At 36.1% G+C, this 22,264-nt stretch carries 21 protein-coding genes and 1 pseudogene; 12 read left to right on the top strand and 10 right to left on the bottom strand.

Annotation, left to right across the window (positions count from 1 at the left end; translation table 11 throughout):
* Positions 1-233: 233 nt before the first annotated feature.
* Positions 234-731 (bottom strand): DinB family protein, encoded by a 498-nt coding sequence (locus ACLI50_RS03990; RefSeq protein WP_343638565.1) that lies wholly within the window; start codon positions 729-731, stop codon positions 234-236.
* A 23-nt stretch (positions 732-754) separates the two neighbouring features.
* Positions 755-1,894 carry an acyl-CoA dehydrogenase family protein gene (locus tag ACLI50_RS03985; protein ID WP_110008837.1) on the bottom strand — a complete coding sequence of 380 codons (1,140 nt, stop codon included), beginning with the start codon at positions 1,892-1,894 and terminating at the stop codon, positions 755-757.
* A gap of 192 nt (positions 1,895-2,086) precedes the next feature.
* On the opposite strand from ACLI50_RS03985, the gene ACLI50_RS03980 reads away from it, so the two are divergent.
* From ACLI50_RS03980 to ACLI50_RS03955, 6 genes are all read left to right on the top strand, one after another.
* Positions 2,087-4,000 (top strand): endonuclease, encoded by a 1,914-nt coding sequence (locus ACLI50_RS03980; protein WP_411413208.1) that lies wholly within the window; start codon positions 2,087-2,089, stop codon positions 3,998-4,000.
* A gap of 454 nt (positions 4,001-4,454) precedes the next feature.
* The gene (locus ACLI50_RS03975; RefSeq protein WP_110008839.1) at positions 4,455-5,060 is read left to right on the top strand and encodes a SatD family protein; all 606 of its coding nucleotides are present in this window, start codon (positions 4,455-4,457) and stop codon (positions 5,058-5,060) included.
* Positions 5,061-5,062: 2 nt separating this feature from the next.
* The gene (locus tag ACLI50_RS03970; RefSeq protein ID WP_202840186.1) at positions 5,063-5,758 is read left to right on the top strand and encodes a DUF3307 domain-containing protein; all 696 of its coding nucleotides are present in this window, start codon (positions 5,063-5,065) and stop codon (positions 5,756-5,758) included.
* 36 nt (positions 5,759-5,794) lie between these two features.
* On the top strand, positions 5,795-6,517 hold the full coding sequence (gene purC, locus ACLI50_RS03965; protein WP_110008841.1) for a phosphoribosylaminoimidazolesuccinocarboxamide synthase: 723 nt from the start codon (positions 5,795-5,797) through the stop codon (positions 6,515-6,517).
* 99 nt (positions 6,518-6,616) lie between these two features.
* Positions 6,617-8,116, top strand: coding sequence for an amidophosphoribosyltransferase (gene purF, locus ACLI50_RS03960; protein WP_411413207.1), 1,500 nt, complete (start codon positions 6,617-6,619; stop codon positions 8,114-8,116).
* Between the two features lie 136 nt (positions 8,117-8,252).
* Positions 8,253-9,200 (top strand): glycerophosphodiester phosphodiesterase family protein, encoded by a 948-nt coding sequence (locus tag ACLI50_RS03955; RefSeq protein ID WP_343638556.1) that lies wholly within the window; start codon positions 8,253-8,255, stop codon positions 9,198-9,200.
* 89 nt (positions 9,201-9,289) lie between these two features.
* Here ACLI50_RS03955 and ACLI50_RS03950 read toward each other — a convergent pair whose 3' ends face one another.
* From ACLI50_RS03950 to aroB, 6 genes and pseudogenes are all read right to left on the bottom strand, one after another.
* Positions 9,290-10,009, bottom strand: coding sequence for a porin family protein (locus ACLI50_RS03950; RefSeq protein ID WP_137904080.1), 720 nt, complete (start codon positions 10,007-10,009; stop codon positions 9,290-9,292).
* Positions 10,010-10,373: 364 nt separating this feature from the next.
* On the bottom strand, positions 10,374-11,069 hold the full coding sequence (locus tag ACLI50_RS03945) for a porin family protein (protein ID WP_202840190.1): 696 nt from the start codon (positions 11,067-11,069) through the stop codon (positions 10,374-10,376).
* A 446-nt stretch (positions 11,070-11,515) separates the two neighbouring features.
* Positions 11,516-12,109: a porin family protein gene (locus ACLI50_RS03940; RefSeq protein WP_227942044.1), complete on the bottom strand. Its 594-nt coding sequence runs from the start codon at positions 12,107-12,109 to the stop codon at positions 11,516-11,518.
* A gap of 188 nt (positions 12,110-12,297) precedes the next feature.
* Positions 12,298-12,913, bottom strand: a pseudogene (locus ACLI50_RS03935) (porin family protein).
* Positions 12,914-13,141: 228 nt separating this feature from the next.
* Complete coding sequence (locus tag ACLI50_RS03930; RefSeq protein ID WP_110008847.1) at positions 13,142-13,789, bottom strand: porin family protein; 648 nt, start codon at positions 13,787-13,789, stop codon at positions 13,142-13,144.
* Between the two features lie 275 nt (positions 13,790-14,064).
* Positions 14,065-15,111: a 3-dehydroquinate synthase gene (gene aroB, locus ACLI50_RS03925; protein ID WP_395973542.1), complete on the bottom strand. Its 1,047-nt coding sequence runs from the start codon at positions 15,109-15,111 to the stop codon at positions 14,065-14,067.
* A 102-nt stretch (positions 15,112-15,213) separates the two neighbouring features.
* On the opposite strand from aroB, the gene ACLI50_RS03920 reads away from it, so the two are divergent.
* The gene (locus ACLI50_RS03920; RefSeq protein WP_228449368.1) at positions 15,214-16,395 is read left to right on the top strand and encodes a pseudouridine synthase; all 1,182 of its coding nucleotides are present in this window, start codon (positions 15,214-15,216) and stop codon (positions 16,393-16,395) included.
* An 84-nt stretch (positions 16,396-16,479) separates the two neighbouring features.
* On the opposite strand, the gene pncA is transcribed toward ACLI50_RS03920, so the two are convergent.
* The gene (gene pncA, locus ACLI50_RS03915) at positions 16,480-17,085 is read right to left on the bottom strand and encodes a bifunctional nicotinamidase/pyrazinamidase (RefSeq protein WP_202840198.1); all 606 of its coding nucleotides are present in this window, start codon (positions 17,083-17,085) and stop codon (positions 16,480-16,482) included.
* Positions 17,086-17,299: 214 nt separating this feature from the next.
* Here pncA and ACLI50_RS03910 point away from each other — a divergent pair, with 214 nt between their 5' ends.
* The 5 genes from ACLI50_RS03910 to ACLI50_RS03890 all read left to right on the top strand — a co-directional run bounded on the left by ACLI50_RS03910 (position 17,300) and on the right by ACLI50_RS03890 (position 20,618).
* A complete protein-coding gene (locus ACLI50_RS03910; protein ID WP_343638544.1) occupies positions 17,300-18,442 on the top strand; it encodes a DEAD/DEAH box helicase in 1,143 nt (380 codons plus the stop codon).
* Positions 18,443-18,656: 214 nt separating this feature from the next.
* Positions 18,657-19,193 (top strand): YfiT family bacillithiol transferase, encoded by a 537-nt coding sequence (locus ACLI50_RS03905; protein WP_202840202.1) that lies wholly within the window; start codon positions 18,657-18,659, stop codon positions 19,191-19,193.
* The gene (locus tag ACLI50_RS03900) at positions 19,187-19,648 is read left to right on the top strand and encodes a DUF1569 domain-containing protein (protein WP_262896820.1); all 462 of its coding nucleotides are present in this window, start codon (positions 19,187-19,189) and stop codon (positions 19,646-19,648) included. Before ACLI50_RS03905 ends, ACLI50_RS03900 begins: the two co-directional genes overlap by 7 nt.
* A complete protein-coding gene (ytxJ, locus tag ACLI50_RS03895) occupies positions 19,645-20,025 on the top strand; it encodes a bacillithiol system redox-active protein YtxJ (protein WP_110008852.1) in 381 nt (126 codons plus the stop codon). The genes ACLI50_RS03900 and ytxJ overlap by 4 nt, the downstream gene beginning before the upstream one ends.
* Positions 20,022-20,618 (top strand): Crp/Fnr family transcriptional regulator, encoded by a 597-nt coding sequence (locus ACLI50_RS03890; protein WP_110008853.1) that lies wholly within the window; start codon positions 20,022-20,024, stop codon positions 20,616-20,618. The genes ytxJ and ACLI50_RS03890 overlap by 4 nt, the downstream gene beginning before the upstream one ends.
* A gap of 137 nt (positions 20,619-20,755) precedes the next feature.
* Here ACLI50_RS03890 and ACLI50_RS03885 read toward each other — a convergent pair whose 3' ends face one another.
* Entirely contained in the window at positions 20,756-22,177 is a 1,422-nt protein-coding gene (locus ACLI50_RS03885) for an aminotransferase-like domain-containing protein (protein WP_343638537.1), read from the bottom strand.
* Between the last annotated feature and the right edge of the window lie 87 nt (positions 22,178-22,264).

Genomic DNA, 22,264 nt, shown 5'->3' with positions numbered 1-22,264 from the left:
TAAAAGAAAAATAAAAGTTGTAAAATGAATTTTAATTTTAAAAAAATAACATATCGATTTTTTATTTGTTAATTTATTAAATTGAGACAAAAATTTTATTAATAATTCAATTATTCATGAATAAATTTTAATAAATTACATTTAATGAATACTATTGTGCCGCTCTGTGTTCTCCCTACAAAAAAAGCTGTTTCAAAATGAAACAGCTTCTATTATATTGATGCAATGTTTAACTACATTTTATCATCAGCAGTAGGTCCGTAAAGTCCAGGAACTTTGTTTCCGGTTGATCTTAAATAAACAACCAGCTCACCTCTGTGATGGTACAAATGATTATAAAGAAAAGCTCTTATCACCTGAACCTTTGGCATAGGAGGGAAAAGTACATTTCCGTTCATTTCCATTTTCCACTCGTTGAAATAGGTATTTTCATCAGAGTTTTCAAGAGCTTTCTGTGCGTTGGCAACATTCTCCTCAAATTTTGCAAGAATATTTTCTGCTTTGGAAATATCTCCTTTGTCATACCTGTAAGTTCCCATATCGAAAACGTCCTGATTGAAAGTGGATTCATACCAGTTGTATACTTCAGCAATGTGAGAAGCAAGCTGACCGGTTGTCCAGTTTTTTTCGGACGGTTTCCAATCCAGTGCGCTGTCGGGGATTGCCTGTAAGATTTTTCTGGTGTTTTCAGCTTCATGCAGAAATTCACCTAAAAGTGCCTGTTTAATCATTTGTATCGGTGTTATTTTTAAAATTATTTTGTAATATCTCTTCCAATGACAAGTCTCTGGATCTCAGACGTTCCTTCTCCAATAGTACAAAGTTTGGAATCTCTATAAAACTTTTCAGCAGGGAAATCTTTCGTATAACCATATCCTCCGAAGATCTGAACTGCATTGTTTGAGATTCTTACACAAGCTTCAGAAGCATATAGTTTAGCCATAGCTCCTTCTTTTGTCATTTTTTGTTTTGCATTCTTAAGAGTAGATGCTCTCTGGATAAGAAGTTCAGCAGCATCAATTTCTGTTGCCATATCTGCCAGCATAAAGTTGATTGCCTGGAAATCTGCAATAGGTTTTCCGAATTGATGTCTTTCTTTTGCATATTTCAAAGCTGCTTTATAAGCTCCTCTTGCAGTCCCTAAGCTTAATGCAGCAATAGAAATTCTACCGCCATCCAACACTTTCATAGCCTGCTTGAAACCTTCTCCAACTTCACCTAAACGGTGAGAATCCGGTACGCGTACATTATCAAAAATTAATTCTGCTGTTTCAGAAGCACGCATCCCTAATTTATTTTCTTTTTTTCCGGAAGTAAAACCAGGCATTCCTTTTTCCAAAACAAAGGCTGTAGAATTATTTTTAGCTCCTTTTTCACCTGTTCTCGTCATTACTACGGCAATATCACCTGAAATAGCGTGGGTGATAAAGTTTTTAGCTCCGTTGATGATCCACTCATCACCATCTTTTACAGCAGTTGTAGACATACCTCCTGAATCAGAACCTGTGTTGTGCTCTGTAAGTCCCCAAGCTCCGATTACTTTTCCGGAAGCCAGCTGAGGAAGCCATTTGTGTCTTTGTTCTTCATTTCCAAATTCATAAATATGGTTGGTGCAAAGTGAGTTGTGTGCTGCTACAGAAAGACCAATAGATGGGTCAACCTGAGAAATTTCGTCCAGAATAGTAACATACTCATGATAGCCTAAGCCGGAACCTCCATATTGTTCAGGAACTACAATTCCCATAAAACCCATCTCACCCAACTGGTGGAATAAGTCTTTTGGAAATGTTTGGCTTTCATCCCATTCCATAATATTCGGTCTGATGTTCTTTTCTGCAAATTCTCTAGCCGTCTCCGCTATCATTTTGATGTTGTCAATAGTCTCAGTATTCATATAATAATAGTTAGTTCCCAAAGATAACCAAATTGATGGAATGCTAAAGAAAAATTATTTTCCCAGCATTATTAACGACCAATACATCTAATTTTCAATTTTTTATATTTTGAGAATTAATACTTTCTTAATAAAATATTCTGGCATATTCGTTTTTTATTTCACTATTTTTAGTTTCCCAATTTTTAAGGCATGAAAAAAATTCTACTTCCAATCCTTTTGATTTCTTCTTATAGTGCTGCGCAGGCACCTGCGGGGTATTATGATGGAACAGCCGGACTGACGGGATATGCCCTGAAATCAAAGATCCACGATATTATTTCAGAAAAAATGATCAACTGGCATTATGACGATCTTAAAGTGTTATATGCCCAGACTGATCTGGATAAATATTATGATCATGATGCTTCCAATACTCAGTATCTGCTGGATATCTATTCTGAAATTCCGTCTGGGCCGGATTCTTATGAATATACTACAGATCAGTTGGTAGCAGGTGTTGGTGCGGAAGGTTTGGGGTACAACCGGGAACATATGATGCCGCAGAGTACATTCAGTACAAGCTCATCTATCAGTGATTATCCTATGTATTCGGATCTGAATTTTATAATTCCTGTTGATGGATGGATCAACCAGCGAAGAAGCAATTATCCATATGGAACAGGAAATAATACCAATCATTATATTTTTTCCAACACTTCGAGAATATCTAATGCAGCGATTCCCAATTACCCTTATACTGGAAGAGTGTATGAACCTATTAATGAATTCAAAGGTGATATTGCAAGGTCATTGTTATACTTTGCAGTACGCTATGAAGGAAAGTTAGGTTCATTCAATACCGCTTATACCACATCTGCCAATCTTACTCCTGCTACAGACCAATGTCCGTTGGACGGAACGGAAGAAAGAGCAGTTGATCTTGCCTATATTGCCATGCTGAAACAGTGGAATACGGCAGATCCGGTTTCGCAAAGAGAAATTGACCGGAACAATGCTGTTTATACTATACAAAAAAACAGAAACCCATTTATTGATCATCCTGAGTGGATTGATATGATCTGGTCCGAAACACCTGATACTATTGCTCCTGCGGCTCCCGGATCACTGGTTTCAACCCAGCAGAATGCTTATTTTGTGAATCTGAGCTGGACGGCTTCTCCTGATGCGGATATTTTAGGATACAGGATTTATATGAATGGATCTGTAACGCCTGTTGCCACTACAAAAGGGACTTCCATCAGCATCGATCACCTGAGCCCGTCAACCACCTATACTTTTACGGTGAAAGCCTTTGATAAAGCATACCTGGAATCTCCATTCAGTAATATGGTAACAGCCTCAACAATTGCTTCGGATTCCTATGCCCCGGATCTTATCATTACCAAATATATATCCGGAACAAATACGGAATCTGTGAAAAATAATGCGCTGGAAATTGTCAATAAAACAGGACATGAGGTTAATTTAAATAATTACAGAATTAATATTCAGTTTAAAAATAATATATCAGGAGATTTCTATAATGGTGACACATACGAATTGGAAGGCAAGGTAGGAAACAACGAAACTTTTGTTATCCTGAATCCGAAAGGCACTTTATCATGCTATACTCTTGACGAGGCAAGATTTGTAACTGCTTCTGATCCGATGATGTTTGCGGGAGGAAATTATGTGGAACTTGCGTATAATAAAACGGTTACAGTGGATGCTATCGGGGTAAAATACACGACCAATAATAACGGGAACGTATCTTTATACAGAAAAAACACCATCAATCAACCCAATAATACTTTTACTAGCAGTGAATGGGATTCTTATCCGTCCAATTACTGTCAGAATCTGGGAGGCACATTGTCTACAGCGGAATTGATGACTGTTAATAATGAGTTTACAATATATCCGAATCCTGTTTATGATTATCTGTATGTGAACGGAGAAGTTACCCATATAAAGACAGCCCAAATCATAGATCTTTCGGGAAAAGTGATTTATACTGAAAAAGATCCTTTCAGGTATAAAAAAGATATTTCTGTACAAGGGATTCCAACGGGAACTTATTTCCTGAAGCTTGATGAAAAGGTACATCAGTTTATTAAAAGGTAAATAAAATCAAATTTGAATACTATAATTTTTGTGACAAGCCAAACCTAACAGGTTTTAAAAACCTGTTAGGTTTATTTTTATATTGTGTAATTTAAAAGATTGCTTTGCTTTACCCACAATGACTGTCCTAGCCCTGATAGCAGCGGTTACCCCGGAGTAGAAGTGTGAGAGTTGTAGGGTTAAGGAGTTGGAATAGATAGGCGCGAGGAGTATGAGCGGATAGCAGGAACAGCTTCTTACTATAAAAAAAGTATAAAAAGTAGAGTTAAAGTCGACACCATAATAAAAGATTGAACATTTTTTTGCTGTTTTGCTATTCAGTAGTTTTATATAAAGCCTTAAAAACCTTATGTTTACTATATCATTGATATAAGCTGATTCACTAATAATCAATATCTATAAGTGTTTCTGCTTATATTTTTTATATATAAGTAATTATGCTTATATTTGCAGTATGATAGCGGTCATTACCGGTGATATTATAAATTCACAGCATGCGGACACTGAAGTTTGGATTACCAGGCTTAAACATCTTCTCGAAAAATGGGGAAGCGCTCCTCACACATGGGAAATCTACAGAGGAGATGAGTTCCAGTTCAAATGCAGAATTGATGACGTTTTCTGGCGTTTTCTAGCCATAAAATCTCTTATTAAAAGTGTTGAAAATTTAGATGTAAGGATGGCCATAGGTATTGGTGAGGAAAGTTTTTCTTCTGAGAAAATCACTGAATCCAATGGTACAGCCTATGTCAATTCCGGGAGACTGCTTAATGACCTTAAAAGTGACGGGCATACTGTTGCCATCAAAACATCAAGTGATCCGGTGGACAGAGATCTTAATATCCTGTTGAAATGGTCGTCCAAGGATTTTGATAACTGGACAATGGCTACGGCAGAGATCATTCATGAGATGATTATGAATCAGGATATCACTCAGGAAGATCTTGCTAAGAGATTTGCTATTTCACAGTCTTCGGTAAGCCAGAGACTGAAACGAGCCAACTATGAGCTCATCGTGGAAACCAATCAGTATTTCAGAAAGAAAATCTCAGAATTATAGGCATGATCTTCATCAAACTCATATTGGCACATTTACTCGGAGATTTTATACTTCAGCCAAATTCATGGGTTGCAGATAAGGAGAACCATAAACTGAAAAGTAAGTTTTTATACCTTCATATTCTGATTCACACTATTTTAAGCCTTGTTTTCCTTTGGGATCTTCAGCTTTGGTGGGTCGCTGTATTGGTGGGAATTACTCACTTTATGATTGATGCTTCCAAACTTATATTTCAAAATGTAAAGACTAAGAAAAGATGGTTTTTCATTGATCAGCTGCTGCATGTTTCAGTGATTGCCGGAGTTTCTTTTTATTTCCAGGAATTCAGTTTTGGCTTCGTACAAAATCAGGAATTTTTGAAGGTAATTATGGCGGCGCTGTTTCTGACAACACCTGCTTCTATTTTTATCAAAACCTTATTGTCATCCTGGACACCTGCTCCGGATGGCCCCAACACTATTCAAACCGAATCTTTATCAAGTGCCGGAAAATATATCGGAATTTTAGAACGTCTGCTGGTTTTCACTTTTATTATGGTGAATCATTGGGAAGGCGTAGGTTTCATGGTAGCTGCCAAATCTGTTTTCAGGTTCAGCGACCTTGCACAGGCAAAACAGAGAAAACTTACGGAGTATGTATTAATTGGTACACTGCTGAGTTTTGGACTGGCTGTCTTAACAGGAATAATAATAAAATAAATCAATAAATCTAACTACAATTTAGAAAGTAAAATTATGAGTCAAAAGAAAGAAATGTTGTACGAGGGGAAAGCAAAACAAGTATTTGCAACCGATAATCCTGATGAAGTAGTAGTACGTTTCAAAGACGATGCTACAGCATTTAACGCTCAAAAAAGAGGTCAGGTAGACCTTAAAGGGGAAATGAACAACGCAATCACAACCCTTATTTTTGAATACTTAAATGAGAAAGGGATTAAAACTCATTTCATCAAAAAATTAGACGAAAGAGAGCAGCTGGTAAGAAAGGTTTCTATCATTCCTTTGGAAATGGTGGTAAGAAACTACTCTGCAGGAAGCATGGCGCAAAGATTAGGAGTGGAAGAAGGAATTAAATCTCCTGTAACGATCTTCGATATCTGTTATAAAAAAGATGAATTGGGAGATCCGCTTATCAATGATCACCATGCCGTTTTCTTAGGAGCAGCTACTTACGAAGAACTTGACGAAATGTATGAGTTATCTTCAGATATCAATGATATCCTTATCGACCTGTTTGACAAAATCAATATCATCCTGGTAGATTTCAAAATCGAATTAGGTAAAACTTCAGACGGTGAAATCATCTTAGCAGACGAAATCTCTCCTGATACTTGCAGACTTTGGGATAAAGATACCATGAAGAAATTAGACAAAGACAGATTCAGAAGAGACTTAGGAGAAGTTACTGAGGCTTATGTTGAAATCTACAACCGTCTTAAAAATCTTTTACAGAAATAAGATTTAATTTATTTAAAGATTAAACCATTTAAAAATTAAACAGGCTGTAATCTTTTTAATCATTAAATTTTTTAATCTTTTAATTTAGAAAAAATAGAAATGAAAAGTTTAGACATTCATAAAAGTGAATATTTAAAACAGTTTAAAACCCAGACCTACGGAAGAAATCTTTTCAGAACTCAGGAAGAGGAAAGACTGGATGCTCCTAATGAAGAATGTGGGATCTTCGGAATGTATTCGGATAATGATCTGGATACTTTCTCTCTTTCACAGTTTGGCCTTTTTGCATTACAGCACAGAGGTCAGGAGGCTTGTGGTATTTCCGTTTTAAAGGATGGAAGAATCACAAACATGAAAGACGAAGGACTGGTTTTAGATGTTTATAAAGACATTCAGGAACCTGAAACTTTTATGGGAAATTCTGCAATTGGGCATACCCGTTATACCACTGCAGGAGATAAGAAGAAATATAATTTTCAGCCATTTTTCGCGAAAAACGAATATGACCAGATTATACTTTCTATAGCACACAATGGTAATCTTACCAATGCCAAAGAATTAAAAGCAGAATTAGAAGCTGAAGGCGTAGTTTTCAGAGCGACTTCCGATTCTGAAGTTATCCTGAGACTGATTCAGAAAAACCTTGATTTAGGTCTTCGTGGAGCGATTAAAGCAACCATGGAAAAGATTGAAGGAGCTTATTCTGTAGTAGGGATGACCAGAAACAAATTCTTTGCATTCAGAGACTTCAACGGTATCCGTCCGTTAGTATTGGGGGCTATTGATGAAAAATCTTATGTAGTAGCTTCAGAATCTGTAGCATTGGATGCTGTAGGTGCTCAGTATGTACGTGATATCCTTCCTGGTGAGATCATTTATACCAACGAAAACGAACCTGGAAAACTTCATTCTTATATGATGGATGAAGCGAAAGGTAAGCAGAGAATCTGTTCTTTCGAATATATTTATTTCGCAAGACCTGACTCTACCTTAGAAAATATCAATGTTTACGAGATCAGAGAAAAATCCGGAGAGAAAATCTGGGAACAGGCTCCTGTAGAAGCTGATCTGGTAATTGGAGTTCCGGATTCCGGAGTTCCGGCTGCTATTGGTTTCTCTAAAGCTTCAGGAATACCTTTCCGTCCGGTTTTGATCAAAAACAGATATATCGGAAGAAGTTTCATCGTTCCTACACAGGAAATGAGAGAAAGGGTAGTGAATCTTAAGCTGAACCCGATCATTTCTGAAATGAAAGACAAGAGAGTAGTCATTATTGACGATTCTATTGTTCGTGGAACAACATCTAAAAGACTGGTTAAAATTTTAAAAGATGCAGGAGTAAAGGAAATCCACTTCAGAAGTGTTTCCCCTCCAATTATCGCTCCTTGCTACCTTGGAATTGATACTCCGTCCAAAGATGATCTGATTTCTGCCAATATGACTACGGAAGAACTTAAAAATTACCTGGGAGTAGACTCCTTAGAGTTTTTAAGTATCGATAACCTGAAAGATATTTTAGGATCAGCCAACCACTGCTTCGGATGCTTTACAGAAGAATATCCTGTAGGAAAAGGAGAAGAAGTTGATTTATTCAATTAGTCTCTTTATTGAAATATAAAAAGGACCGGGTGTACAACCTGGTTCTTTTGTTTTAGAAATGTAGCAAAAGCTTAATATTCCTTTATTATACAATATACAGTGGAGTTTTAATTTTGTAAGATTAAAACTTCAGGATATGAAAAATGCACTATTCACGGGTATTTTTATTGTATTTACCCAATTTTATGCTTCACAATCTTTTGACAGGCAGGCACACCGCGGAGGAAAATCCCTTTACCCGGAAAATACAATACCGGCTATGAAAAACGGATTAAAAATGAATGTTTCCACATTGGAAATGGATCTGGCCATAACAAAAGATAAAAAAGTAATTCTTTCCCATGATGCTTTTCTTTCACCTGAATTGGTAACAAAACCAAATGGAACCTATATTCCCAAGGATTCGGGGTTTTATTATAAAATTTATGAAATGTCTTATGCAAAGATCAAAACCTTTGATGTAGGAATGAAAAAACTGGAAAACTATCCTGATCAAAAGAAAATGAAGGTTCAGAAACCTCTCTTTTCAGACGTCATTGATGCATCTGAAGCTTATGCCCGTGAATTGAAAAGGCCGTTACCTTATTATAATATAGAAACCAAAACACGTCCTTTCTCAGACAATATATTCCATCCCGAACCCAAAGAGTTTGTGGATCTGATGATGAAGATCATTATTGAAAAAAAGATCCAGGATAGGGTGATCATTCAGTCTTTTGATCCAAGAACACTGGAAATTCTTCATAAAGAATATCCTGGAATAATGACTGCTTTACTCGTAGAAAAGGTTGATGATAAAAAGCTGGCCCAGCAGCAGGCTTATTTTAAAAATATTCCGGTAGAAAAGTTCAGAATGTATCCTGATCATATGAATGGAGTAGCCGGAGATATGAAGTTCCTGAGTTTTACTCCTACAATTTACAGCCCGGAACATAATCTTGTAACGCCCCAATTAGTAAAGGAATGCCACTCATTAGGCATGAAAGTAATCCCATGGACTGTGAATACCAGAGAAAGATTAAAGGAATTAAAAGAAATGGGAATAGATGGGGTGATCAGTGATGATCCGAGAATATTTGAATAAAACTTTTGATATAAATAGCCGGAAGAAAATCTTCCGGCTATTTTATGCGTGCAAGGTTAATGCACTTCGGTTAAAAAATTGGTTTCTAATTAGAATTTGTAGTTAAGACCTAACTGAAATACTCTGTTGTTGTTTTCAGCAGCAGGTCTGCTTTTATCAATTTTTGTCAAGCTATTTACATATCTTGCGCTGATACCGATGTTAGATGTGATATCATATCCTAAACCAAGACCCAATCCGAAATTGAATTTATTGATCTGATCTTTGTCGATATCTTCAGTATTAGAACTTGTAGTGGTTGTAGTAACACCTCCTGTAGTACTTGCTACACTTCTTTCTCCTTTAGTCTTTCCGTTGATGAAATAACTGAATTCAGGTCCGGCTTCAACGTAAAATTTCTCTGTAGGTCTCATCTGAAGCATCAATGGAACTGAAATATAGTTCATCTTTACTCTACCTTCTTCTTTAGTTTTTACATTCGTAATTCCATTATCAGTTTCTGTAGATGAAATTACATCTTTTGCTCCCATTTGGTTGTATAATACCTCTGGCTGTAAGCTGAAATGTTTTGAAAGTGGAATATTAACGAATGCACCTGCGTGGAAACCTAGTTGTTGTGTGTTGATTCCAAACTTTTGCTCACTGAAATAAGCTGAGTTTCCTCCGGCCTTGATTCCGAATCTAATGGGTTGTACATCTTTTTTTAGTGGTGATGCATTGACTGTTTTAGTTTCCGTCTTTGTTTCTGTCTCCTGAGCGAAAGCTAGTGTACCAGCAGTTAATGCTAATCCTAAAAATAACTTCTTCATAATTTTATTTTTTAATTTTACTATTTGTGTGTCGGATATCTCTCAATCAGACTCCAAGTATTTTGCAAATTGCTTGCCAAAGTCGAAAAATGCCTGTTTAAAGGGCTTTTGAGATGGTTTTTGAAAAGTTTATTTTAAACCATTTATCCCTTTTTGATGAATAAATATTTTATATAATGAATGTTTTGTGAAAATAGTTGAAGGCTCATTACACTTTATTATTGATAATTGAAATAATAAAAAAAATTGAACTGGAATTGGCTTTTCCATGAATTAAAAGGACTTCCGGGTACTTTTTAAGAATAAAAATAAAAATACCGGACTTTTTAAAGCCCGGCACCAGTTTTGAAAATAATAAATATCTCTATTTAAATCGGTATACTACTCCTACCTGAAGTGCATTATTTCTTACTTTATCACCGTCGTTGTATTTGTAAACTTCGGTAAGCCCAGCCGTAAATCTTGCGGTTACGCCAAAGTTTTCAGTGAAATAATATCCGGCACCAATACCTAATCCTACATTGAAACGATTAAAAAGGCTTTTTGAAATGCTCTGTGAAATATATTCCGTACGCTGTACTGTAACTGAATTTCCGGTAGTCTCGATAGTGGTTAAATCTCCTTTTGTCTTTCCTCCCAGCAGATATCCGAATTCAGGACCTGCTTCTACATAAAGCTGCGGAAGAATATTGTATTGAACCATTACAGGAAGAGAAAGGTAATTTAATGTTGTCCTATAATCATAGTGTTGTGTCTTTCTGTAGTTTCCCGAGCTGGTTCTGTAGTTATAGTCTGATTTTGATCCCAGCTGACTGAAAAGAAGCTCTGGCTGGATGCTGAATTTCTCAGAAACAGGAATATTCGCAAACACTCCTGCATGAAAACCTGCTTTGATTTTCTCATTGTTATCATATTCATAGCCATCTCCTCTGGTAAGTGTAGAACCGTTAAAACCTGCTTTAACACCAAAAGTGACAGGAGAAGATTTTGACTGATGTTTTTCCTGCGCATTCGCGAAAAGGCAACCTGCAATTACAATTACTGCAAAGAGTTTTTTCATGATTTAAAGTTTAATTTTCTTTTTTGGATCAAAATATCTGCCACAAAAGGATAAAGTGATAAAAGTCATAATAAGCGAAAAAGTCAGGCGTAAACTAATAAACCTGACTTTTTCTATTGAAATCAAAATGTATCTTATTTGAACAGACAAAATATTTTCCATATTCTGTTGTGTACTCATATTGCCAGCTTGGCTGACACAGTTCCGTTAAAGTTTAATGGTAATAGTTAGATTGTAATTCTGATATTCAATTGAATATCAAATGAATCAAAGCATACTCATTGTGAAACATAAACCGTAAGTTGGAAAAATTCCGGATAGAGTACAATCAATTATTCTACAGGCAAATTTCTTGCCAAAATATCGGGACAAATAAAAAAACCGGATTATATTAAATCCGGCTCTGTATTGATGAGAAGTCTGCTTTAAAAAGCTAAACTGATTTCTTAAAATTTATATGCTAAACCTACCTGGAATACTCCGTTTTTAGCTTTGTCTTCAGATAGATCCGGTCTGTCTTTGGCAACATCCGTTAAACCAGCCACATATCTTGCGGTAATACCGATATTGTCTGTGAAATAATATCCTGCTCCAAGACCAATTCCGAAGTCGAAACCTTTGAACAGATCTTTAGCATCTGCAGAATTGGAATCAGCTTTCAGTTTTGAGTTAATCAAAAAGCTGAATTGAGGTCCTGCTTCCACGTATAGGTTAGGAAGGGCATTATATTGAAGCATTAACGGTACAGAAATATAATCCAGGTTTACTTTTATATCATTAGTCCCTTTAATTTTTGCACCCATTCCGTTGTATAACACTTCTGGTTGGAAAGAGAAGTCCTGAGCTACAGGAATATTGGCAAATAATCCTCCGTAGAATCCCGCTTTTGAATTGAAATCATTCTCGGTAAGAGTTGAAATATTAAGACCCGCTTTCACACCAAATCTAACTGGAGAAGAAGAAGCAGTAGAAGTTGAAGTCTTCTGAGAGAAAGCAAAAGTACCTGCTACAAGCGCAAGGCCTAAAAAAATCTTTTTCATAAGTTTATTTTTAATAGTTATTAAGTTTTATTTAACATTTCTTTAAGAAACAAACTACGTGCCAAAATCAATTTATGTTCTTAATTTTCTACTTAGTATACATTTTTTAAGAATATTTTTTTATCTGCGGTAAAAAAGCCGGATTAAAATTAATCCGGCCTCCTTGTCATTAAAAAACTTAGTAAACTTTAGAATTTGTAGTTTAATCCTATCTGGAATACGCCATTTTTTACAGATCCCTCTCTGTCATATCCGTACTGATATTTTGTTTTTACAATATCAGATAAGCCTGCGGTATATCTCACATTCACCCCAATATTTTTGGTAAAAAAATAACCCGCTCCCAATCCGATCCCAAAATCGAAAGATTGAGTTCCATTTTTAAGAAGGCTCGTAGAAGCAGTTTTCTTTAATCTGGCATCAATCAAAAAGTTAAATTGCGGGCCTGCCTCTACATACAGATTAGGAAGTGCCTTATATTGGAACATGACAGGAACAGAAAGATATTCTAAATTAAGCTGGGTATTATTATCTCCTTTTCCTTTTGCCCCCGTAGCGCTATATAAAACTTCCGGCTGCACTGAAAAATCCTTAGCTACAGGAATATTGGCAAATACACCACCATAGAATCCTGCTTTTGACTTCATATCCATATTGGAAAGGGTAGAAATGTTCAGACCTGCTTTCAAACCGAATTTGATTTTAGAAGATGTGGATGGAGTAGTAGCTTCAGTAGATGCAGAAGTGCTCTGAGCAAAGTGAAGTACCTGCGATAATGGCCAGGCCTAGAAAAATCTTTTTCATAGATTAGTTTAATTTTATGTTGTTTAACGTTCGCGAAGCAACAAACAATATGCTGTCAAACCCCATGAATATAGACTTTATATGTTTTTAACGAATGAAAAATCAACTATATGGGATGTATTGATGGTGAATTATTAACTCCATATTATTTTAACATAAAAAAAGACCAGATTAAAAAATTAATCTGATCTTTTCTATTGAATATAAAATTTGTTAGTGAATGTAAGCTTATTTGAATTTATAAGCTAAACCTACCTGGAATACATTGTTTTTTACAGCATCACCAGAATTATTCTTGTAAATGTCAGTAAGACCTGCAGTATATCTTGCTGTAATTCCTAAATTAGGAATGAAGTAATATCCTGCACCAATACCGATACCAAAGTTAAAAGTCTGGAAATCATCTTTGTCAAGAGTGGCAACTTGTGTATTGTTACTGTTGTTTGTTGAACTTTTTAACTTATCTTTAGCGCTTACAAGAAATCCAAATTCAGGACCTGCTTCAAGGAAGAACTCAGGTGTTGCATTATACTGGAACATTACCGGTACAGCAACGTATCCTAAATTTCTTGAATATTCGCTCTTATAATTATTACCAAGTACTGAATATTCTCTTGTTACTTTTGAACCTAAGTCATTATAAAGAACTTCCGGCTGCACACTAAAAGAACTTGCTAATGGGATGTTGGCGAAAACTCCTGCATTAAAACCAATTTTTGATTTAGAATCACTTAAATCTGCACCGTTAGAAAGTGAAGAAACGTTCATTCCTCCTTTTACCCCAAATGTTACCGGATTAGAAGATGTGTTTCCTGTCTGTTGAGCGAATGCGAATGTTCCTGCAGTTAACGCTAATCCTAAAATTAACTTTTTCATAACTTTAATTTTTTAATTTTACTCTTTCTTAATTTTAAATTTTACTACTGTTCAGCATTTTCAGTTGAACGCTGAGTATCTTTCAAATTGCTTGCCAAAAATATTTTTTATGATTAAAATCAATAAAAAAACCACTTAGCGTTTAAGTGGTTTTAATTTTATACATTTGATTATTAATGACTTAAATCTTTAAATAAACATTTGTTTAGATGTTGTCTAAATTGACATTTTTGTCAAAAGTGATATTCTAAAATGAAATTATTTTATGAAAATTACTAGGCATCATTCAGTTTTCTATAAAAAGATAAAGCTTCAATGATATTTTTCTGGCTGCACTGATGATCATAGTTGCAGAAACCTATCCCTGTAAGCAGAGAAAAGTTGATTTTACTGTCTGTATTCTTTTTATCATTCAGTAATAATGCGGTAATATTTTCATCTTTAAAATCGCTGATGTCGAGGTATGGATAGTATCTCTGGATGTTTTCAATGATAATTTTTGAATCTTCTTCAGAGATAAGATTTTCAAGATATGCCAGATGAGCTTCGGCAATCATTCCCATCGCAACTGCTTCCCCATGAAGAATAGGATTTTCCTGCTGTAAACATAAACTTTCCACAGCATGTCCGATGGTGTGCCCGAAATTAAGCGTTTTTCTGATATTCTGTTCGTGGAAATCCTGATCTACTACATTCTGTTTAATATTCATAGAAGCCTGGATATGAGGAACAACGGTTTCCACTTCCAGTTTACGGATCTGAATCAGCTGGTCCCAATGATTTTTATCAGCAATTAGTCCATGTTTCAGCATTTCTGCAAATCCGCTTCTTAATTCTTTAAAAGGCAGTGTCTCTAAGAATTTTGGATAAATAAAGATTTGTTCAGGAAAAGCAAAAGTTCCAACCATATTTTTATAGTGCATCAGATCAATCCCTGTTTTTCCTCCTATGGAAGCATCACACATCGATAAAAGGGTAGTAGGGATATTAATGAATTGGATTCCTCTTTTATAAGTAGAGGCAACAAATCCTCCCATATCGGTAATTACACCACCACCAAGGTTGATAACCAGTGCTTTTCTGTCTGCCTGCATTTCCGTAAGAATTTCCCACAGCTGATTGGCTGTCTGGATATTTTTCATTTCTTCTCCGGCTTCGATCTCTAAAATTTCAAAGCCAAGATCGGTTTCCATATTGCCCAGAAGAACCGGAAGACAGTATTCATGAGTATTTTCATCTACAAGAATAAAAATTTTACTGAAAGATTTCTGGTGAAGAAACTCGTTGAGCTGTGAAAAATTATCGTTTAATATTGTTATCATCTTTGATTGTATGTAAAGTTAAAAATGTAAACTATAGTGCAAAGTTATGATTCTTAATTTTTAACTCGTAACTAAATTACTATCTTTGCATAAATTTTTAGAATGAGCAGAGATAATAATAATTCAGATAGACCAAAGAGACCAAGAATTTCAACCAAGAAAAGTTCTGATGATTCTCGTGCTTCCAGATCTGGAAATTCTTCAGGATCAAAACCTTTTAAAAAGCCTTTCTCTAAAGACGGAGGAAAAAAAGGGCCGGAACATAAAGGATCCAACTCAAGATTTGAAAAGAAACCTTTTAAAAGAAATACGGACAGTTTCGAAAATTCCAATGACGATTTTGGTTCAAAATCTGAAAGAAAACCTTATATCACCAACAAAAGTGAGAGCTATGAGAAAAAATCTTTCGGAAAACCTAAGAGAGGCGGAAAAAATTTCGATACAAGAGATAAGTATGAAAGAGGCAGTCTGAAATACGGAAGAAGACCTTCCAGCGGTGATGACAGAAATGATGACAAAACGAGATCTTTTGTTCAGAAAAGGAGATTGAATAAAATTGAAAAAGACGTTAACAAAGACAGTATCCGTCTTAATAAGTATATCGCTAATTCCGGAATCTGCAGCAGAAGAGAAGCTGATGAGCTGATTACTCAGGGATTGGTAGAAGTCAACGGAAAGGTGGTAACTGAAATGGGATATCAGGTACAGAAAACAGACAGAGTTGTTTTTGACGGACAAAGCATTACTCCTGAAAAGCCTGTATATGTACTGTTGAATAAGCCGAAAGGGTATATTTCTACTACCAAAGATGATAAAGCCAGAAAAACTGTAATGGATCTTGTTGCGAATGCTTCTCCATACAGACTTTTCCCGGTTGGAAGACTGGATCGTTCCACAACAGGAGTTATCTTACTGACCAATGACGGTCACATGACTAAAAAACTGACGCATCCTTCTTTTGATGCCAAAAAGATTTATCATGTAACATTAGATAAAAAACTTACCGGTGAAGATTTACGTCTTATTGCAGAAGGTATCCGTCTTGATGAAGGAGTAGCTGTTGTTGATCAGATTTCATATATTGAGGGGAAACCTAAAAATGAAGTCGGAATTGAGATCCACATCGGATGGAACCGTGTTATCAGAAGAATTTTCCAAAGATTAGGATACGAAGTGGAAGCTTTAGACAGAGTAATGTTTGCCGGATTAACGAAGAAGAATATCAAAAGAGGACACTGGAGAATCCTTACAGAACTGGAAGTAAACAACCTTAAAATGCTTTAAACAGTACTTTTGAGAGTAAAGAATAAAAAAGCGCAGAAAATAATTCTGCGCTTTTTGTTTTTATATCGTTGTACGTCTTATTTATTATCCCAGAACAGTTACTCCTTTCTCAATCATTTCATAGATGGCATCTCTGGCATTGTCTGGTTTTACATTTACTGCACGTGTTCCATTGAAATGAAGACAGGTTATATATCCATTAGCTACTGCATCCTGTGCAGTGAACTTAACACAATAATCTAATGCCAGTCCTACGATTTCTACCAATTGGATGTCGTGATATTTTAAGAAATCATCCAAACCGGTTTTCATAAAGTGATTGTTATCCTGGAAACCGCTGTAGCTGTCAATTTCAATATTTTTACCTTTTTGTATAATATGGGTTACTTTATCTCTGTTCAGATCTTTATGGAATTCTGCTCCGAAAGTCCCCTGAATGCAATGATCCGGCCACATAAATTGCGGAACTCCATTGAGAATAATGCTTTCCCCCACCTTTCTTCCATTGCTGCTTGCAAAACTTTTATGACCTGCAGGATGCCAGTCTTGTGTAAGAACCACCTGATCATATTCATTTTCCTCCATCAAGAGATTGATGTATGGAATAATTTCGCTGGCTCCAGGGACAGCAAGTGCTCCGCCTTCACAAAAGTCATTCTGTACATCGACTATTATTAACGCTTTTTTCATATATTGATTTCTCGAATTTTTGATAAATTTACAAAACTAATCTTCAAAAATTTGTCCAAACCCTAATTATCGGACAAATCGGCAACATAAATTTTTCAATGCTTATCAACGAAGAACTTAACACTTAAAATAATTGAATTTTGTCTGCAACGTATGCTGTTTTGAGGCATGAACCAAATATCAATAGCGTATCTTTGCGGGAAATAAGTATTTTATGTCATTTGAATCGTTAGGATTATCACACAATATTATTCGTTCTGTCAAAAAGTTAGGGTATTTAAAACCGTTTCCAATCCAGGAGCAGGCTGTTCCTGTCATTTTGCAGGGAAAAGATCTGATGGGAATTGCGCAGACAGGTTCCGGGAAAACGGCGTGTTTTGTGATGCCGATTTTAGAAAAATTACAGAATGCAGAAGTAAAAAAAGATCGTAATGTTCAGGTTCTAATATTGGTTCCTACCCGTGAACTGGCTATTCAGATCGATGAAGTTTTCAGGGCATTCACTGATAATCTAAAGAGAGAAGTCCGTACAATGGCTGTGTACGGAGGTGTTTCTATCAATCCACAGATGAAGGGAATGTTTGGTGTGGAAGTTTTGATTGCCACACCGGGACGTCTGTTAGACCTAATTGATCATAATGCATTGAGTATTTCAGGCATTAAACATTTGGTGATTGACGAAGCCGATAAAATGTTTCAGCTCGGCTTTGGCGAAGAAATGAATAAACTTTTTGCCATGATGCCTGTGGCGAAACAGACTACTTTATTTTCAGCAACCCTGAATGATAAAGTTTCAGAAATGAAAGAACGTCTTTCCATCAATCCTGCGATTATAGAAATTAAAAAAGAAGAGGTTGAAATTGATAATATCGAACAGCTGGCATACCATGTTGCTCCCGAAAATAAAGGACCTTTTTTACGATATTTAATTAAAGAAAAGAAAGTTGAAAAAGCACTTGTTTTCGTCTCATCTACAAGGTCTGCGGATAATCTGGTAGAGAAACTTAAAAAGAATAAAATAAAAGCTGTGGCCATTCATAGCCAGAAGTCACAGGGAGCGAGAAGAAACAACCTGGAAGAATTTAAAGTAAACGGAGCCCAGATTTTGGTGGCTACAGACTTAATTGGACGGGGAATCCATATTGAATCTCTGCCATGTGTTATCAATTATGAATTGCCGCGTTCACCTCTGGATTATATTCACCGTATTGGAAGAACAGGACGCGCCAACGAAAAGGGAATCGCAATCAGTATTCTGACGGATGATGAATTACAGCATTTCCGGGTGATTCAAAAGAAAATGGGTAGAAAAGTAACCCTGCAAAGAACAGAAGGTATTGATTTACATGGATATTAATCATTTATAATAAATAAAAAGGGTTTCAGTGTATACAATTGAAACCTTTTTTAATAAAAAAATCGGTACCACAAAAATTATTATCGGTACAATTAATGCTTTATTCACTTTAAATTCTTGAATTTTTGATAAATTCGCACAAGCTGAAATTCGTATATTATTCTAATAAATAATAATACAGATCGGCAATCATTAAAAAATTAAAACCTGAGCAATGAGTGATTTAGAGAAAAAAAAGTTCCCGATAGGACCGTTTGAAGTGCCAGAAAACATCTGTGATATCACATTGGATACTTATATCAAAGTCATTAAAGACTTTCCCGGCCGGCTAAAGAATCTCATTGAACACTTTACAGACGACCAACTGGATACACCTTACAGAGAAGGAGGCTGGACGGTAAGACAGCTGATAAATCACCTTTCAGACAGTCATATGAACAGTTTTATCCGCTTTAAACTGGCTCTCACAGAAGATAACCCTACCATAAAACCGTATAACGAGGCAAAATGGGCAGAGCTTCAGGACAGCTTTCATATGCCTGTAAAACCTGCTATGAGAATGTTAAAAGGAACCCACCAGAGATGGGTAGTGCTTCTTAAAAGCCTTACCAATAAACAGTTTGAAAGGACTTTCCATCATCCCGAGCATCAGAAAAATTATAATTTAAGAGAAAGTCTTGCATTGTATGTGTGGCACTGTGATCATCATTTTGCTCATATTGAAAACCTGAAGATTGAGAAAGGTTGGTAAGGAAGAGTCTCAATAATCCAATATACTATCAGGAAATTATAGATAGAATTTCTTTGTTATCTGAAAACTCCACCGGAAGATGGGGAAAAATGAACGTGTGCCAAATGCTAAAACATTGTGATCTGGTTCTTCAGGTAGCTTTGAAAAATCTGGAACTTCCCCGTATCAATCTCTTGTTTGGAACAATAGGGGTTTTTACTAAAATAGAAATGTATGTTTTCAATAATGGAATTCCGAGAAACATGCCTACTTTTCAAAAACTAATCGTTAATTTTGAATGTGATTTTGATGAATCAAAAACCAATCTGCTGAAAACGCTGGAAGAATTCCGGGAAGCCTGTGAAAATGGCAATTTGCCGGATCACCACAGACTATTCGGAAACATGACTGAAAAAGACTGGACATTTTTAGAATACAAGCATCTTGATCATCATCTAAAACAATTTAATGTATGAGTTTTTTTGATAAAATATTCGGTGGGAAAAGTGAAAACCCTGAGCAAAAAACATTCTGGAAAAAGATAGAATCTGAAGAGGATCTTACAAAAGCTATAGAAGATTCTTTTCAAAATAAGATCGCCATATTCAAGCATTCTACAAGCTGTTTTATCAGCAGAACTGTTCTGAAAAATTTTGAAAAAGAAGTAGAGAATTCAGAGCAGCCGGTACATGTATACTATCTGGATTTATTGGCTCACCGACCTGTTTCCAACAAAATAGCCGCAGATTTTGAGATCAGACACGAAAGTCCGCAGCTGATTGTCATAGAGAACGGAAAACCTGTTAACAGTGCTTCACACCAGGATATTTCTTTAAGCCAGATTGTATCATGAAGAATATAAATAATTATTTAGCCAAAGTTTTAAATGTTCCACTTCAGAATGTGAACACCTGCAGCCTGCACTATGAGGTAAAGAAAATTCCAAAAAATCAGTTTCTTCTTCAGTATGGTGAAATTTGCCGTCATATATTCTTCGTAGAAAAAGGGCTTTTAAAAATGTATTCCATTGATAAAAACGGAAAAGAACATATTATACAGTTTGCTCCGGAAAGCTGGCTGATTTCTGACCGAAGCAGTCTTTATTTCAATGAAAAGTCTATTTATTATATAGAAGCCGTGGAGGATTCTGAGGTTTTGTTTCTCCATCCTGACTTCTTCAACAAACTGGTAGAACAATTTCCGAACAGCATCGAAAGAAGTGATTTTCTCCTTCAGAAACATATCAGAAGTCTTCAGAACAGGATCAACTCTTTACTGGGAGAGACTGCAGAAGAAAGGTATATGAAATTCATCAAAATGTATCCGGATTTACTGCTGAGAGTTCCACAATGGATGATTGCATCTTATCTGGGAATTACTCCTGAGAGTCTGAGCCGCGTTAGAAAAGAACTGGCAAGAAAAAATTTCATCCCGGATAATAAATAAAAAAAGCTGGAAGATGGGAGAGGGAAGCTTGAAAGTTCTGGTCAACACAAAAGAACTTTAAACACCCTTATTACTAAGAACTGAGATAAGCTATTCTTAAGACTATAATGACTTCCATCTTCCAGCCTCTATCTTCCTTACCTCAAATCAATCTTTTTGGCAAGCTGTCCAACCTGTCTGAGTTTGGCCTGTGTATTTTCCGACCATGGAAGTCCTATGCAGAGTCTCATACAATTTTCAAACTGCTGCTGAAAAGTAAACATTCTTCCGGGAGCGATACTTATGTTCTGTTTGATGGCCAGATCATATAATTCTGTTGTACGGATATTTTTATCAAATTCTATCCATAAAGACAAGCCTCCCTGTGGACGGCTGGTTTTCGTACCTTCCGGAAAAAATTCTGCAATGGTCTGAACATAATTCTGATAATTGATCTGTAATGTTCTGCGCAGCTGCTGAAGATGCTTTTCATATTTTCCGGATTTCAGGAAATTAGCCACCGCTTCATTCACAATGGAAATAGAAGAGGTAGAGTGCAGAAGCTTCAGCTTCATGATTTTGTCTTTATATTTCCCGGGAGCAATCCAACCTACACGGTAACCGGGAGCCAGAGTTTTTGAAATAGAGCTGCAATACAGGACATTTCCGTCTTTATCAAAAGATTTACAGCATTTCGGACGGCTGGAACCAAAATAAAGGTCTCCATACACATCATCTTCTATCAACGGAATATTATTTTCAGAAAGTATTTTTACAATTTCTTTTTTATTTTCATCAGGCATGCAGCTTCCCAACGGTGAATTAAAATTGGGAATCAACAAGCACAGATCTATTTTGGGAATTAATTTTTTTAAAGCCTCAATTTCTATTCCGGTAGTAGGATGGGTAGGAAGCTCCAGTACCTTTAATCCCAACCCGTTGGCCAGCTGAAGAATTCCGGGATAGCAGGGACTTTCGATCGCGACGGTATCTCCTGGTTTTCCTAAGGCCATCAAGCAGAAAGAAAGGGCATTCATTCCGCCATTGGTGGTAATGAGATCATTTTCGCTAAGATTGCCTCCCCATTGTAAGGAACGTACTGCAATCATTCTTCTTAATTTCAGATTTCCCTGAAGTTCCTCGTATTCGGTACCACCGTCTTTTAATTCCCTGGTGGCATTCACAATTTCTTTTTTTAGTTTAGCCTGAGGCAAAAGATCTCCGGAGGGAATTCCGATAGAGAAGAAGGTAAGATCCTTTTTACCCATATTTTCATATACTTTACTGATCAGCTCATCCGGTTCATCATTATTGGCGATTAATGACGGACGGCTTACTTCCGGCAAAGGGAGCTTTGCGGAGAGCAGCTGGCTTACAAAATAACCGGACTGCGGTTTGGATTCTACCAAAGACTGGGATTCCAGTTCCAGAAAAACACGCTTGGCTGTATTCATGCTTACCTGATGCTCCTGGCATAGCATTCTCACCGAAGGAAGCTTGTCTCCGGCCTTTAGAATACCATTTCTGATCTGTCCTGCAATGCCGTCTGCAATTTCTGTATATAAAAATTCTTTACTCATATTGTTAAACTGTGCTCATGCAAATATACAAAACTGATACTGTGTTTATCGAATTATCCTTTCTAATTTTGAACATCAATTAAAAAG

This window comes from Chryseobacterium cupriresistens (genome assembly GCF_046614675.1).
GTDB classification, from domain to species: Bacteria; Bacteroidota; Bacteroidia; order Flavobacteriales; family Weeksellaceae; genus Chryseobacterium; species Chryseobacterium cupriresistens.
The sequence above is the reverse complement of the archived record's forward strand: the minus strand, read 5'-3'. Positions and strand labels throughout refer to the sequence as shown.